At 40.9% G+C, this 14,718-nt stretch carries 12 protein-coding genes; 1 reads left to right on the top strand and 11 read right to left on the bottom strand.

Annotated features, from left to right (window positions below; translation table 11 throughout):
* Positions 1-44 precede the first annotated feature (44 nt).
* The 8 genes from ACFQ38_RS10740 to ACFQ38_RS10705 all read right to left on the bottom strand — a co-directional run bounded on the left by ACFQ38_RS10740 (position 45) and on the right by ACFQ38_RS10705 (position 9,578).
* Positions 45-728 (bottom strand): hypothetical protein, encoded by a 684-nt coding sequence (locus ACFQ38_RS10740; RefSeq protein WP_381480763.1) that lies wholly within the window; start codon positions 726-728, stop codon positions 45-47.
* 282 nt (positions 729-1,010) lie between these two features.
* Positions 1,011-2,216 carry an MFS transporter gene (locus ACFQ38_RS10735; RefSeq protein WP_336823779.1) on the bottom strand — a complete coding sequence of 402 codons (1,206 nt, stop codon included), beginning with the start codon at positions 2,214-2,216 and terminating at the stop codon, positions 1,011-1,013.
* A gap of 103 nt (positions 2,217-2,319) precedes the next feature.
* Positions 2,320-4,266: a flagellar assembly protein A gene (locus ACFQ38_RS10730; RefSeq protein ID WP_381480761.1), complete on the bottom strand. Its 1,947-nt coding sequence runs from the start codon at positions 4,264-4,266 to the stop codon at positions 2,320-2,322.
* Positions 4,267-4,414: 148 nt separating this feature from the next.
* On the bottom strand, positions 4,415-5,377 hold the full coding sequence (locus ACFQ38_RS10725; protein WP_336823781.1) for a siderophore ABC transporter substrate-binding protein: 963 nt from the start codon (positions 5,375-5,377) through the stop codon (positions 4,415-4,417).
* Between the two features lie 14 nt (positions 5,378-5,391).
* Positions 5,392-6,153, bottom strand: a complete 762-nt coding sequence (locus ACFQ38_RS10720) for an iron ABC transporter ATP-binding protein (protein ID WP_336823782.1) — start codon at positions 6,151-6,153, stop codon at positions 5,392-5,394.
* A complete protein-coding gene (locus ACFQ38_RS10715) occupies positions 6,150-7,100 on the bottom strand; it encodes an iron chelate uptake ABC transporter family permease subunit (RefSeq protein WP_381480757.1) in 951 nt (316 codons plus the stop codon). The genes ACFQ38_RS10720 and ACFQ38_RS10715 overlap by 4 nt, the downstream gene beginning before the upstream one ends.
* Positions 7,093-8,043, bottom strand: coding sequence for an ABC transporter permease (locus tag ACFQ38_RS10710; protein WP_336823784.1), 951 nt, complete (start codon positions 8,041-8,043; stop codon positions 7,093-7,095). Before ACFQ38_RS10710 ends, ACFQ38_RS10715 begins: the two co-directional genes overlap by 8 nt.
* A gap of 668 nt (positions 8,044-8,711) precedes the next feature.
* Positions 8,712-9,578 (bottom strand): DUF6612 family protein, encoded by an 867-nt coding sequence (locus ACFQ38_RS10705; protein WP_381480755.1) that lies wholly within the window; start codon positions 9,576-9,578, stop codon positions 8,712-8,714.
* A gap of 228 nt (positions 9,579-9,806) precedes the next feature.
* Here ACFQ38_RS10705 and ACFQ38_RS10700 point away from each other — a divergent pair, with 228 nt between their 5' ends.
* Positions 9,807-11,525, top strand: a complete 1,719-nt coding sequence (locus ACFQ38_RS10700) for an ABC transporter ATP-binding protein (protein ID WP_381480752.1) — start codon at positions 9,807-9,809, stop codon at positions 11,523-11,525.
* A gap of 87 nt (positions 11,526-11,612) precedes the next feature.
* On the opposite strand, the gene hflX is transcribed toward ACFQ38_RS10700, so the two are convergent.
* From hflX to ACFQ38_RS10685, 3 genes are all read right to left on the bottom strand, one after another.
* The gene (gene hflX, locus ACFQ38_RS10695; protein ID WP_336823787.1) at positions 11,613-12,884 is read right to left on the bottom strand and encodes a GTPase HflX; all 1,272 of its coding nucleotides are present in this window, start codon (positions 12,882-12,884) and stop codon (positions 11,613-11,615) included.
* A gap of 244 nt (positions 12,885-13,128) precedes the next feature.
* Positions 13,129-13,833, bottom strand: coding sequence for a VOC family protein (locus tag ACFQ38_RS10690; protein WP_381480748.1), 705 nt, complete (start codon positions 13,831-13,833; stop codon positions 13,129-13,131).
* 327 nt (positions 13,834-14,160) lie between these two features.
* Positions 14,161-14,526 carry a DUF2871 family protein gene (locus ACFQ38_RS10685; RefSeq protein WP_336823789.1) on the bottom strand — a complete coding sequence of 122 codons (366 nt, stop codon included), beginning with the start codon at positions 14,524-14,526 and terminating at the stop codon, positions 14,161-14,163.
* Positions 14,527-14,718 lie beyond the last annotated feature (192 nt).

Raw genomic sequence — 14,718 nt, 5'->3', positions numbered from 1 at the left:
CCACCTGTTCTATTTTAGGGACTTATTGGACAGCCCCCTGTCAATTAGCCTTCTAATATTTCTTTAATGTCCGGATCGTTTTGATTGCCAATCATAAACTCGAGCCAATTTCCTGATTCATTGCTAAGTAAATATTGAAGTCCATTTTTGTCAATAAACTTTTCGGAGTCGTCGCCATCTTGCTTCGGATCAGACAATCCAAGCTCTTTTAACAAGCCTTTCGTTTCTGCATCGCTAACGTTCGGATTAGCGGATTCGATAATTGCTTGCACTAAACCGATTGTTTGCTCCCGGGACTCGTAGCCACCCACTTCCAATAAAACTGCTTTTAAATCTCCGCCATCTTCCTTTACAAGCCCATTTAAATGGACATCTTCGTGCAGTTCAATCGTAGTCGCTTTCAGCCCTTGTTCTGTATCTTCCCACTCCATATCGCCAATTGTAAAATCCAAGTTTGCCTCAGCGGATTTTTCATTGAAAACTTTTGTAAATTCCTCCATCGTCACGCCGATGGACTCATCATCTGCCAATTCGTTTTCATCCTCTTCGTCCTCCGCTTTCTCTTTTTCTTCTTCATTCACTTCATTCTCATTAGCGCTTTCTTCAGCAGCGACTGCCGGAGTTTCATTTTTTGGCGCTGAAGTTTCCTCATTGTCTTTGAAGTTGCTGCATGCAGCAAGCGCAAACACCATCATGAGGCCAATTAAAATTTGAAATTTCTTAGTCATCGTTATCTCTCCTATCAATTTTCAACTTTCTACTATAAATATCCTCTGTTTATATTGCAAAGGATAACTGACTATTTCAACAAAATTACACCATTTGACCCTAAACATTATGAGTAGAATGGCATACTCATAAAAAACTTCTTTCATTAATCGTCTAATCAAACTAAAAAAATGCAGTTCTTACTATTTCATTTCAACTAACGACTTAGACAATATAAAAAAAGCTATAAAACATCCCAGCATCTCTACTGCAATGTTTTATAGCCTTATTGTGATTTACTATTATTCCAATTCAACTTGCTTCGTTTCGACACCTAAAAAAACAACTGCAAAAACTGCTACAAGTATCGAACCGCAGAAGATGCCAAAAATAATTCCAAAACCATAGCCTGCCTGCAGCATCCAACCGACCAACAATGGTCCAAAAATACCGCCAATTCGGCCGACAGCAGCCGCGATGCCTGAACCTGTCGCCCGGACAGAAGTCGGATATTGCTCCGGAGAGTAAGCGTATAGCGCGCCCCAAGCCCCTAAATTGAAGAACGACAGAAAAGCCCCGGAGAATAACAATAATGTCAACGACTCCGCATTCCCAAAGACTAACGCACTCAACGCCGTTCCGATCAAATAAGTCGAGAGGACAAATTTTCGCCCAGCCCTCTCTATCAAATACGCCGCTGTAAAATATCCGGGCAGCTGAGCAAGCGTCATAAGCAGCACATATCCGAAGCTTTGAATCATATCGAAACCTTTCATGACCATCACGCTTGGTAGCCATAAAAACATCCCGTAATAAGAAAAGACGACCATAAACCAAACAATCCATAGTGTCAGCGTCCTACGTGCATACGGCTTTGACCAAACGATCTTCAATCGTTGCCTAAATGATTGCTTCGGCTTTCCGTCTCTTTCGAATTTCGGTGAGTCCGGTAAATTCCGCCGTAGATAAATCGCATAAAAGGCCGGCAAAGCCGTTAATATTAATGCAATGCGCCATCCGAACTCTGGAATGACAAAGTAAGCAATTAATGCAGCCAATAGCCATCCGGCCGCCCAGAAGCTTTCAAGCAGCACGACTACTTTCCCACGTTCTTTAGCCGACACGCTTTCGGAAACTAACGTGGAAGCGACCGGCAACTCTCCACCAAGTCCAGCTCCAACTAAGAAGCGCAAAAGCAAAAAAATTGTCAACGATGTCGTCAATGCTGATAATCCGCTCGCAAGCGAAAATAATACCAATGTCAGCATGAATACCGACTTACGCCCGATTCGGTCTGCCAAAAGTCCGAATCCAAAAGCGCCAACCGCCATGCCGATCGAATTGACACTGCCGATCCAGCCCATTTGTTCAGTCGATAAATGCCAATCAACTGCTACTGCAGCGATTACAAATGACAATATGCCGACATCCATCGCATCAAACAACCAGCCAGTCCCCGAGATAACTAATAATTTATTGCGTGAAATCGGCTCATTCTTTTTATTCACAATCCGTCTACCCTTCGTTTAGTAGTGTCATGACACATGTCATTATACTATTGACACGATCAGGCGACAAGGTCTATCGTTTCACACGGAATGTTTTCAACATTCATTCAATTAAAAGCTCATTACCGACAATGCGGGCATGGACACCTAACTTGTCTTCGTAAAAATGGTATACACGTTCACCTAACCAAATTTCCGTTCCGTAGTGGGCAAGACCGATTGAAATAATTCCACCCTCGCCCGTTTTAATAACTGTCTTTACACCGTTCGAGGAGCCTGCTTCTTGAATGGATACCTTTTGCTCAGCATACATTTCTCCCCCTCGGCATACACCTTCTATAAAAACCTTCTCCGTGGCAGAAACTGTACAATTGTGTAGCCCTTTTTCTGTAACATCGATTATGCCGCTGCAAGACAAAATGCTATTCACCGCATAAGGTAATTTCAATACAGGCCTGTTCGCATCCGGAGCAGAAATTTGACTATAAAGCACTCGCCCATTATCTAAGAACTCTTCGAATTGTGCAGCATTCCGAATGATTGTCAAAGACGTATCCGTAAAAAGTCCATCCAATTTACTTATGAAGTCTGTCCATTCAGGCGCTAAATCTGCTTGATGCAAATCAACCTTCTGTAAAAACAGCTGCTTCTCTTTCTGATAATCAAAATACCGATCCTTTAAAATAATTCTGAACAGATCTTTTAATTCTCTCGCATCAATTTCATCCATGCCAATTCCACGGATATGAATGATTTGCCGAATCGTTTCAGCAATCTGTTCAAAATAAACGATCAACCCTTGTAAAAGCGAAGAAATCTCCGACAAATCCGTCTCTTTTTTACCGACCGTAACAGTTGAAGAGAAAACATTTCCCTCGATATAAGCAGATTGCTCCGATTCTATAGTCGCCTTACGGACAGATCCTCCAATGCACACTTTCCCAGTAGCACTTACACACATTGAGGGAGTGACATCTTTGCTTATCATTACATCGCCGGTAAAACGGATATTGCCGCTTGATAGATCGACATTTCCTTCATGTATGTATTCGTGTTGTACGTCTATTTTTATATAAGAACCGTGATTCTCTAAATGAAATATACCTGATGACAAGGCATAGATTTCATTATCCCTCATTTCAACATGGTCGCCTAACCGGATATCCAAATCTTGAACCGGATCCGTCGGCACTTTATTGCCGAAAAGATCCATACCATCCACACCCGCTACCGCAGGCAAATAAGCTGCTATCCGCTCATTTTTCTGGACAGAAATAATGCGATTCATTTCCCGATAGTCAACTTTTTCTTGTTTGTTGCAAGTATCCCCATTCGTTTTTACGTAAAGTTGAATATCGCCATTAATGCCCTCCACTGGCAAATGACCTCTCGCTACGATTGCTTCAAAGTCGATGAGCGTCTCTGTCGCTTCTTCAATCGCTTTCAAATTCAACCTCTCAGTAATTCCTAATTCAGAAAGCTTTTCGATAATCTGTTCCGCCTCTAAATTGTTGAACAGCTCAATTTCCTCATGAGCTTCTATATGAAGTATGTCACTAAAATCTGTATTTTGTAATGTCCGCTTAATCCGCATGCCTGGCGTCACTCTTATTATGGCGATGATATTTTGTTCAATTAAAGTAATCGAAAATTGAGGAGGTGAAATTTCATCGTTCATACGGATTCGGATATCATCTTCCGGATATGCGATAAAGCGATCTTTTATCGCAACTCCATTTTTCAAGACTGTCACGTTATTTTTAGGTATGATAACGGGAAAATTAGGTGCATCTGCAACAACCTCTACCCGTTTCCCGATAATTCGTGCACCAGTTGCCGCTTCTGCAGTTCCCGAAGGCATGACAGGCACCTTTACTTGTAATTGCGTTACACATACTTCCGCCAATCTATTTTTAAGGCCGTATACGCCTGAACCTGGGTTTACGATTACATCTACTTCGACATCTTCAAGCTTCAATCCTAACTCTTCTAAAGCGATGTCGACAGCCGATTCAACTGTAGGTGCCTTTACCCTGACCGATTTCCCCATCTTTCCACCTCACGTTCATCTTTTTAACCTATATTATCATAACCATATGTTACGACGGTATTATGATAATATACTAATCCAAACGAAAAAGAAACGTTCCGAGAAGCCGATAGACGGCCCTAAGAACGTTTCTTCATGTAATCAAATATTATAGCGCTGTTTCGACTTCTCTTACCATCTCTTTAATAGACTGAAGTCCGCCGCCAGATAGGTACCAGTAGTCTGGATCAAGATAAATAATTTTACCGTTTTCATAGGCAGAGGTTTTTTTCACAAGCTCATTTTCAACAGTCTCTTTCGCGCCGATTTCTCCACCTACAGCTGCACTACGGTCAATTACGAAAAGAATATCCGGGTTTTTCTCTAAAACATATTCAAATGTAACTCCTTGGCCGTGTGTAGAAGCTTCTATTCCCTCATCCGATTGTTTAAACCCGAATACATCATGGATAATGCCGAATCGTGATTTTGAACCGTAAGCGCTTGTTTTCCCTTCATTAGCCAAAATGATAAGCGCTTTGTCTTCCGTTCCAGATGTTTTTTCATTAATTGCAGCAATATCTTCATCGATTGCCGCTAGTTCATCTTTAACTTGATCTTCTTTGCCAAAGATTTCACCGATTACTTCAATGTTATGTTTAAAAGATTCCATATAGTTCTCATTATCGACTCCTACGTAAATCGTAGGTGCGATTTCCGTGAATTCATCATACATAGCAGATTGACGGCCAGAAATAATAATTAAATCTGGATTTAAAGCATGGATTGCTTCGAAGTCAGGCTCTTTTAAGCTCCCAACGTTTGTATATTTATCATCATCGAATTTAGAAAGATAGCTTGGGATATTCGTTCTAGGCAATCCTGCAACTGCATCAATTCCTAACTCATCCAACGTATCAAGCGTACCAAAGTCAAAAACAACAACTTTTTTCGGGTTTTTCGGAACTTCTACAGCTTTGTCACTTAATTCATGTTCTACAGAAATTACTTGTTGCTCTTCTGCTTTATCGCTGTTACTGCTGTTATTGCCCTCATTATTATCTTTAGAGCCGCAAGCTGAAAGCACTAGTAGAAATGCTGCCAATAGCAGAGTAAATGAAATCTTTTTCATTCTAACCATCCTTTTTATGAATTAAAATAAACACATATACGGCAATTATTCATTTTTTTAATTGGTATTTCCATATCGTAAATTTCTCTTAATGCATCTGAATTGATAATGTCATGCGTCGGTCCGTCTTTGACAATCCTACCGTCTTTTAAAGCAACAATCCGATCTGAATAGACAGACGCGAAGTTAATGTCATGCAATACGATGACGACGGTCTTCCCTAAATCATCAACCAATCTGCGCAAAATTTTCATGATTTGCACGGAATGCTTCATATCCAAGTTATTAAGCGGTTCATCTAACAATATATAATCCGTATCTTGTGCGATAACCATAGCGATAAATGCCCGTTGACGTTGCCCGCCAGACAGTTCATCCATATAATCATGCTGCATATCCATCAATCCCATATAATCCATAGCTTGCTCAACGATGCGAATATCTTCCGCAGTCAGCTTGCCGCGAGAGTACGGGAATCGACCAAATGAAACCAATTCACGGATCGTCAGCCGCACATTCATGAAATTGGACTGTTTCAAAATGGAAACCCGTTTCGAAAACTCATTGGACTTCATTTTCCGGACATGATCATTATCTACAAGCACTTCTCCAGTGTCCGCATCAATTAAACGACTTACCATTGAAAGCAATGTCGACTTACCCGCCCCATTTGGGCCGATGAAAGAAGTAATTTTACCTCGGTGAATATCGACATTTACTTTTTCCACAACGGCTTTCTTCCCATAGAATTTAGACAACTCTCGAACTTGGATCATGTGGATCGACTCTCCCTTAATAGTAAATAGATGAAATAGATGCCGCCGACAAAGTTAATAATGACACTAAGCGTTGTCGAGAATGTAAACACACGCTCAACAACCCATTGTCCTCCGACAAGTGCAATAATACTCATGACCGATGCACCTGCTATAAGAACTTTATGTTTGTAAGTTTTGAAAAATTGATAGGATAAGTTGGCGACGATCAAACCGAAAAACGTAATCGGCCCAACTAAAGCTGTCGAAACTGCAATAAGCACAGCTGAAATAATAAGCATTAAACGAACGATTCGGTCATAAGGAACACCTAAGTTAATGGCGGTGTCTCTGCCTAAAGACAGAACATCAAGGTCGTTAAACCATTTCCACCCAAAAACAAAAGTCAGTAAGACGATTCCTACAGCCCACCAAACCAAATCTCCATTCACATTGTTAAAACTTGCGAACATCTTATCCTGCACTTGTAAAAATTCGTTTGGATCGATCAGCACTTGGAAGAAAGTCGTGATGCTCCCGAAAAACGTTCCTAAGATAATCCCTACTAATAATAGGAAATAGATCGGCTGATTTCCCCTGCGGAATAAAAATTGGTACAAAATAAGCGCAAAGAAAAACATTATTAAAATTGATAAAACAAAGTTCACATGCTGATTGACAACTGTTATATGGGTAGAACCAAGAAAGAAAATAATAACAGTTTGCAGCAATAAATATAATGAATCCAGTCCCATAATGCTTGGTGTCAAAATACGGTTATGCGTAATCGTTTGGAATACAACAGTTGAATAGGCGATCGCAACCCCAGTAATGGCCATTGCTAAAACTTTAATACCGCGACGAGGCAATGCATAATCAAAGCTTCCGTTCAACCCTTGGAATAAATACAACGCACAAGCTGCTGCGGCAAACGCCGATAATATAATGAGTTTCGTTGAATTACGCATATGCCTTCCTCCTAAACAACAAGTAGAGGAAGATTCCGCTTCCGATTACACCAACCATAAGGCTAATTGATATTTCATAAGGATAAATGAGCACCCTTCCCAAAATATCGCATATTAGCAAGAAATTCGCACCTAACAAAGCTGTATGCGGCAACGTTTTCTTCAAATGATCTCCTTTGAAGATCGAAACGATGTTTGGAATAATCAATCCTAAAAAAGGAATCATCCCTACTGTCAAAATGACCGTAGTCGTAATTAGAGCGACTAAAATGAGGCCGATATTGACAATCCGCTTATAAGCAAGTCCCAAGTTCTTGGAGAAATCTTCACCCATACCGGCGACCGTAAAACGATTCGCATACAGGTAAGCTATGATGAGGACGGGTATGCTTATGTACAATATTTCATATCGCCCTTTCATGATCATCGAAAAGTCACCTTGTAACCAGGCCGACATATTTTGGATGACATCTGCTTTATAGGCGAAAAAAGTAGTGATCGAAGAAAGGATATTTCCAAACATCAACCCGACAAGCGGAATGAAAATGGCATCCTTAAATTTAATTCGATCCAAAATTTTCATAAACAATAACGTTCCCGCAAGCGCAAATACAAATGCCACGATCATCTTCTCAAACATCGTTGCGTTTGCGAATAAAAGCATAGATACTAAGATCCCTAATCGGGTAGCATCCAGTGTTCCTGCCGTTGTTGGCGAAACGAACTTGTTTCGACTTAACTGTTGCATAATTAGACCGGTAATACTCATTCCTACACCAGCCAATATAATTGCAATTAGACGAGGCAAACGGCTGATTAAGAATATTTCCATCTCTTCCGACTGGAAGTCCAGTAGATCCGCCGGTGTAATGCTACTTACCCCTACAAAAAGCGATAGGAAGGAAAGTATTATGAGCGCTGTAATCAAATAACGTTTCTTCATGAAGAACTCCGATATCGAATATTTGCGCCTAAATGAGAACAGTTATAATGAAAACGATTATCAATTAGCCGCAAATCCAATTATATCAGTTAAGAATTTCATGTCAACTCATAATTGAAAATGATTATCAATTAAACGATATTTTCTTCTGAATATACCGATCTAACATGCTAAATCTCAGTATTTGCGCAACTTGTGGCAAGTTTCGTAAATATTGAACCGTGGCCGATTAAGCAGCACATACCACGCAGAACCAATGCCATATGTAGAAGTGCATAATTCATTTTAAAGACGCATAAAGTCAGTCAAAAACGCATATTCTCATATACACACTCATATTTCTTTGAGGTAATGCATAAAAACTCCCCAAACATGTATAAGCCTCACTCAAATGCGCACAAATCAGCGTAGCGTTCGCATAACCGGATTTTAAAGTCTTAACTTCTCGACTCATCGCAGCCCCTAGTAGCAACTCCCTTCTTCTCCTTCTGTATTACAATTAAATGGAAACGCCATATTCCCCTCTCTCCAACCTAACTTTCCTCGCAATTATGCAGCCCCTTTCCAAATATTGCCGTGCCACATTTCAGCTCACATCAGCCCTGCCATCCCTATCCAACGACTTTTTACCACAAAAAAACGCCAGCCGAGGCTGGCGCTTTCCTTTATTACATTTCACCGAGATCGATTGCATTGTCGACAACTTCTTGTGGAACGACAATCTCGTCAATCTCATTGATTTTGCTCATTACAGCTTTCATTTTTTGCGTAATGTTCATCTCTTGCTCTTCAACTTTCATGTCCATATCCATATCCAAGTTAAATGCATTCGTGTAGAATGTTTCTTTGTCGATAAAGATTTCGATCGTCAAGCCGTTTACATTCATGTTTTCAATGATTTCAGCTTCTTCTGCGCTTAGATCTTCAGGAATGCTTTCGTTCATTAGTTCTAACATTAACTCGTTGAATTTTTCGCCAGATGCGCTTAACGTTAAAATATATTCGTCATCTGTTTGTTCGAATTTGAAATCGTCCTTGAACTCATTGAACATTTCCATGTCTAAAGTTGGGTCAGTTTCTCCACCCATTTCAGCCATGATTTCATCGTACATGTCGTTTGTGAATTTCAACCATTCACCGGATTCAGGGTCTTGCATATAGAACTCGCTGTCTGTTAAATACAGTTCCATATCCATTTTGCCCATATCAGGTCCCATGTCCACGCTCATTTTTTGGTACATGGAAAGCGGCTCAACGATCATGTCCATATCCATTTTAATTTTGCTGTCCATTTCGAAATCTTCACTTGGTACAGAGATTTTTTGATCGACATCAACAACAGCATGCATATTCTTTTGCTCTTCAGAGACAGACATTGCCTTGTTATATACTTCTTGAGCAGTCATCTCGCTCTTATTTGTGACATTGGCTTTTTCTCCTGTTTCACTATCCGTTTTAGGCTCTGCTGTGGAACCGCATGCAGCTAAACCGAGTGCAAGAACTCCTGCTGCCATCCCTTTTAACCACTTATTCATCATTGGTCTCTCCTTTTCTACTAACTTATTTGCTTCCAGTTAATCATACGGGAAGAATGGAAAAGGGTTCCACTGTTTTAAGAAAATAATCGTTTTTGATTCTTTCTACACAGAAGAATTCTCTGAAACTTTTTTCCTTCTTTATCATTCGGAGTTCGAAATTTTAGTAACCTATCTTTACGAATTTCCGCTATAATAGCAATTAACTATAGAAAGGAACAATAGTAAATGCTTAAAAAATTCTTTTCGTATTATAAACCACACAAACGACTTTTCATTATCGACTTCTCAAGCGCAATAGCTGTCGCATTATTGGAATTGGCATTTCCGATGGCTGTCCAATGGTTTATTGATCAGCTTTTACCTTCGGGCGACTGGGGAAGAATCGTAACGGTCAGCATTTTGCTTTTCACTGTATATTTGTTAAGTACATTCCTTCAATATGTCGTTAGTTATTTAGGTCATAAATTAGGAATTAACATCGAAACAGATATGCGCCAGCAATTATTCAATCATGTGCATCGCCAATCATTCCGGTTTTTCGACAATACGAAAACCGGACATGTCATGAGCCGGATTACGAATGATTTGTTTGACATCGGCGAGTTAGCGCATCACGGGCCGGAAGATGCTTTTATTGCGGTTATGACGATCGTCGGTGCTTTCTTGCTCATGTTCTCAATTAATCCTGAGCTTGCTATTATTGCGATTCTTATGATTCCGTTCCTAATTTTGCTCGTTACATTTTGTAACGTGAAAATGAATGCAGCATGGCAAAATATGTATGGAAAAATCGCGGATGTCAACGCCCGTGTCGAAGACTCCGTTTCAGGAGCACGCGTCGTTAAATCATTTACAAATGAAAACTTTGAAATGGCACGCTTTGAAACAGACAATGGCAATTTCCGCAAAGCGAAACTTGTCGCATATAACGTCATGGCTTGGACTCACTCAAGCATGTATATGATGACAAGACTCGTTACACTCGTCGTATTAGTAGTTGGAGCTTGGTTTACAATCAAAGAAAAACTGTCAATCGGGGAAATGGTCAGTTTCATATTATTCGTTAACATTCTAATTAAGCCTGTCGACAAAATCAGCGCGCTGTTAGAGCTCTATCCAAAAGGGATGGCCGGTTTCCGTAGATTCAGGGACTTAATTGAACAAGAACCTGAAATTCAAGACCGTCCCGGAGCAATCGCCGTTTCTCATTTGAAGGGTGATATTTTATTCGATGATGTCCATTTTAGATACGATGACAATAAAGACGTATTAAACGGCATCAATCTATCGATTAAAGCGGGGGAAACAATCGCATTTGTTGGACCTTCAGGTGCTGGTAAAACAACGATTTCTTCACTCATTCCAAGGTTTTATGATGTAAATGAAGGAGCAATTTCGATCGATGGAATTGACATCCGCAATATGACACAGCAATCATTGCGTTCGCAAATCGGAATTGTGCAGCAGGATGTGTTTTTATTCACAGGGACCGTTAAAGAAAATATTGCTTACGGTAAATTGGATGCAACAGATGAGGAAGTATTCGAAGCGGCACAAAAAGCTCATTTGGAGGATTTCATCGCTTCCTTGCCTGATGGCTATGAAACACAAATCGGTGAAAGAGGCTTGAAACTGTCAGGTGGACAAAAACAACGCCTCGCCATCGCTCGCATGTTTTTAAAAAACCCGCCGATCCTCATTTTGGATGAAGCAACTTCAGCTTTAGATACAGAAACGGAGCGAATCATCCAACAATCTTTAAATGAACTCGCAGAAAATCGAACGACATTAGTCATCGCTCACCGCCTCGCGACAATCCGTGATGCAGACCGTGTCATTGTCGTAACAGAAGAAGGCATCGCCGAGGACGGCAAATACGAAGAGTTGGTGAATAAGGGCGGCATTTTCTCCCGCCTACATTCAATTCAATTTCAAGAGGTTTAACTTTTTGAGAATCGGGCATACTATTACCATCCCACCCCCTTTCTCTTTATAAATAAGAACTGCACCGCAACGAAGCGGTGCAGTTTTTTAATGGCTTACGATATACTCCTCAAACTTCGTTTTCTCACTACTGTCCATTTCTACAGTCATAAGTGTTCCACCTTCTTCATATTCCGTATGTTTGACATTCGCTTTATCATTCAAATAAGAAACTATGTCCCCACGTTCAAATGGAATGAGCAACTTGCACGTAATATATTGGCCGAAAACCGTTTTCTTAATCAAATCGATCAGCTCGTCCAATCCTGCCGCTTCCTTTGCAGAAATCCATACCGTACTTCCGCTCGTCCTCGGATAAGGGACTTCCGCTAAATCCGATTTATTATATACATTGATCGTTTGGACGCTTTCCACGCCAATCTCATGCAATGTTTCATTCGTCACTTGCATCATATATGGATAATCCGGATTCGACACATCGACAACATGCAATAGCACATCAGCATTTTTCGCTTCTTCAAGCGTTGAACGGAACGCTTTCACAAGATGGTGAGGCAGCTTGGAAACGAACCCGACTGTGTCCGTTAGCAAAAATTCTTTTTTGTCGGGAAGCTTCAAATGACGGACTGACGTATCCAAAGTCGCGAACAGCATATCTTCCTCGTACACGTTTTTCGTATCGTCGTCATTGAATCGTTGTAATAACTGATTGAGCAACGTTGACTTTCCTGCATTCGTATAGCCGACAATCGATACGACCGGAATCCCGCTCCGCTTTCGCTGTTTCCGTTGCGTTTCCCGTTGCTCCTTCACCTGTTCAAGGTCCCTGCGAAGCTTTGCAATCTGATCCTCGATTTTCCGGCGATCAAGCTCCAATTTTGTTTCACCGGCACCTTTATTTTGAAAACCGCCGCCCGTACCTCCTCCTTGCCTGCTCAATGAAGCACGCAGTCCGACGAGCCGTGGAAGCGAATATTGCAACTGTGCCAACTCCACTTGCATCCGTGCTTCATGCGTCCGTGCCCGACGTGCAAAGATATCTAAAATGAGCATCGTCCGGTCTATTACCTTCACCTCTAACTCTTGCTCTAAGTTACGAATTTGAGAAGGCGACAATTCATCATTAAAGATAACTAAATTCGCCCCCGCCTCCTCATAAAAACGACGGATCTCTTGGATTTTACCTTTTCCAACATAATGAGTCGAATTCCGCCGCTCCAAATTTTGCGTCACACTCCCGACGACCGTCACATCGATCGCCTCAGCTAAGTTTTTCAGCTCTTCCATCTCATACTCAAAATGCTCATCATTTTGTTCCTGTACGCCTACTAATAACGCATACTCCACTAGTATCTCCATAAAAAATCCCCTTTCACAACAACCCAATTCCTAAACACAATAGCATCCGATCGAATCAGCATTGATTTGCAAAGTACAGCATTCTAAACACATCATCAGCATATAAACAAAGCCAAATGCGCATAATTCACTTTGTAAACGCATAATCAATGCTGTCACCTACAAAAAGTCTCCCAGTCCCGCATAATCTGCGTCCATTCACGCAAAAATCATTTAACGCTCAACAATGCTACAAAACAACTTCTTACTCCACAGCAGCGCCAATCACAACTTCTTGCAGTCTTTCACGCTTCAAATCGCCTTCAGCTTGGACAAATTTCAAGCGGACGTTTTCCAGCACAATGTTATGATCATCGCCAACTTTTTGTGACAGCAATACAGCCCACTCTCCAGTCTCCTTCAACGGATCTTCTACTGCAAAAACACACTCATGAATTGCAAGATTTTCATTTTCCGCAGTCAAAATACCCTGTTCGCGAAGCTTCGCAAGACGCTCTTCCTCACTCTCTTCCCACTCAATGAAAAACGGGAAAGGCAATTCGCCTGACACAGGCTGCTCAACAAATAGCATTGTCCATCTCTTCAATTCGCCTGAAGTCGTTTTCCGTTCAGCATCTATCACACCGGAAGTCCGAAATCCTTTATTCTCAATTTCGTCACGAAAACGCTCAATTCCTTCAATTGATAAACAAAGTGTTCCCCATCCATCCCCATACTTAACATCATGCAGCAATAATCGGGTCAATGGATGATCTACATTCTCAGCAATATCCATATGCTCAACGGAAAGCCATTCCACATATGCATTTTTTACATATAATAATGCGTTATGCGTTCCCCACTTCTCGTGGCGCCCACCTTCCACGACATGCTTCCCTTCATCTTTCTTCTCCTTAACAACTTCTTCGGGACTCTTGTTCGTAAAATAAACAACATGATCTAACTTCATAATCCATACCTCCTCAGCCATTTTTCTCACTATACAATATTCAGGCTTGTCCGTTAATCCAATTGATACAGCGAAAGTTAGATTGATACTATTCAATATGCTTTACAAAGATCAGAGCATAATTAGAATGCATCCTTTATCCCCAATCAATTCCCAGCCATCCATCTATGAGCGGACGGTATTCTTGAATACAACCAATAGCACTTTCAAACAGCGTATCATACAAGGAACCCCCAGGCGATCATTGTGATGCCATAGTCCAATTGTTTGGCAACGATAAAAATCCTCCGGTCCTAACCGCCAACCAGAGGATGATCGTAAGGTCTATTATTTCAATCTAAATAAAACATTAAAGCCAAAACAGAAAATACCAATCAAAACAGCCGCTCCTCCAGCTGTCGCAAGAGGGAAAAAGAATGACGGGCCGCCCAAAATAGCCGCTGCAATGCTAATCATCATTACTGGCAAACCAATATTATGGAGCCAAAAATGCACCTTCGCCAAACTATTTCGTTCTAACGACGGGTACAAATGATAGATCAAGCCGATTAGAGCCAATGACATCCAGCCCAATAAATTCACATGCACATGAACCGTTGTCAGTTTAAATACATGCGTCATCGACATATACAATCCAAAAGCGATACCGATCATAAAATATACGACAGATATCTTTAACAACGTCTTCCCCACATTATCCACCCCCTTCCCATACCAATCACTACTTACTATTATCCTATGTTTTTTTACAGCAACCGATGAGGGAAAATGAACTACTAAAAGGTTAGGATATTCATATAATAAGGGAGGGGGTAGAAAGGTGTTGAGCTATCGCTTTATCTTGTCATACAAGCTCTACATTGCGTTTGCGTTTCATTGTAATGC

It is taken from the genome of Sporosarcina contaminans, from assembly GCF_042679045.1.
GTDB classification, from domain to species: Bacteria; Bacillota; Bacilli; order Bacillales_A; family Planococcaceae; genus Sporosarcina; species Sporosarcina contaminans.
Note: the sequence above shows the minus strand (reverse complement) of the source record. Positions and strands in the feature narration are given on the sequence as shown.

What these genes read in the sequence shown, in the direction of transcription:
- ACFQ38_RS10740 (WP_381480763.1), bottom strand. Translation starts at nt 728, where the DNA reads ATGACTAAGAAATTTCAAATTTTAATTGGCCTCATGATGGTGTTTGCG.
- ACFQ38_RS10730 (WP_381480761.1), bottom strand. Translation starts at nt 4,266, where the DNA reads ATGGGGAAATCGGTCAGGGTAAAGGCACCTACAGTTGAATCGGCTGTC.
- ACFQ38_RS10725 (WP_336823781.1), bottom strand. Translation starts at nt 5,377, where the DNA reads ATGAAAAAGATTTCATTTACTCTGCTATTGGCAGCATTTCTACTAGTG.
- ACFQ38_RS10720 (WP_336823782.1), bottom strand. Translation starts at nt 6,153, where the DNA reads ATGATCCAAGTTCGAGAGTTGTCTAAATTCTATGGGAAGAAAGCCGTT.
- ACFQ38_RS10715 (WP_381480757.1), bottom strand. Translation starts at nt 7,100, where the DNA reads ATGCGTAATTCAACGAAACTCATTATATTATCGGCGTTTGCCGCAGCA.
- ACFQ38_RS10710 (WP_336823784.1), bottom strand. Translation starts at nt 8,043, where the DNA reads ATGAAGAAACGTTATTTGATTACAGCGCTCATAATACTTTCCTTCCTA.
- ACFQ38_RS10705 (WP_381480755.1), bottom strand. Translation starts at nt 9,578, where the DNA reads ATGAATAAGTGGTTAAAAGGGATGGCAGCAGGAGTTCTTGCACTCGGT.
- ACFQ38_RS10700 (WP_381480752.1), top strand. Translation starts at nt 9,807, where the DNA reads ATGCTTAAAAAATTCTTTTCGTATTATAAACCACACAAACGACTTTTC.
- hflX (WP_336823787.1), bottom strand. Translation starts at nt 12,884, where the DNA reads ATGGAGATACTAGTGGAGTATGCGTTATTAGTAGGCGTACAGGAACAA.
- ACFQ38_RS10690 (WP_381480748.1), bottom strand. Translation starts at nt 13,833, where the DNA reads ATGAAGTTAGATCATGTTGTTTATTTTACGAACAAGAGTCCCGAAGAA.